1 protein-coding gene is annotated in these 627 nt (G+C 73.4%); it reads right to left on the bottom strand.

The genetic code is table 11. From position 1 onward, the window contains the following. Nucleotides 1-627, bottom strand: a 627-nt coding sequence (locus tag GH736_RS23995; RefSeq protein WP_407922389.1) for a nucleoside-diphosphate sugar epimerase/dehydratase, incomplete at both ends; no start/stop codon positions are given.

The following is a 627-nucleotide window of genomic DNA, read 5'->3' as shown; positions in this document are numbered from 1 at the left end:
GGCGGTGCCCGCGACGACGGGGATGCTGCTCCCGGCCACCGTGAGCTCCGCCCGGTCGTCGTCGACCGCCGCGCCGACCACGACGAACCCCGCCCCGGCGTCGCGTGCGATCTGGCGGGCGACGTATTCCACGTCGTGTCGTGCACCGACCACGATCGCTCGTGACAGGTAGTTGCCTCGGCGTCGCTGGAGGAAGAGCCACCGCCGCCACTTCCAGCGACCGACGAGCAGGGCGATCGCGCCGGTCGGTGCGGCGACGAGCAGGTACCAGCGTGCGCCGGCCGTCTCGGGCAGTACGAGGAGCAGGATCGCGCCCAGCCCGAACGCGGTCGCCGTCGCGTTGAGGACGCGCTTGTACTCGGCTGCGCCGACTCCGATGACGTGCGGATCCCTGGAGCGGAAGGCGCTGAGGGCCAGGAGCCAGATTCCGGCTGTGAGGACCGGGATGCCCGCCGGCTGGAGCCAGCCGTCCGCGGCGACGGGTGGGCCGAGGACCATGATGCGCACGGTGACGGCGGCGAGGGTGGCGGCCACGACGATGGCGGCGTCGGTGAATCGCAGCCGATCGCGATAGCGGCGCGCCCAGCGCAGGCCGGAGGCCGACCAGACGCGGTCGGATGCCGCGGC

It is taken from the genome of Agromyces humi (genome assembly GCF_009720255.1).
In the GTDB taxonomy this organism is placed as follows: Bacteria; Actinomycetota; Actinomycetes; order Actinomycetales; family Microbacteriaceae; genus Agromyces; species Agromyces humi.
The sequence above is the reverse complement of the archived record's forward strand: the minus strand, read 5'-3'. Positions and strand labels throughout refer to the sequence as shown.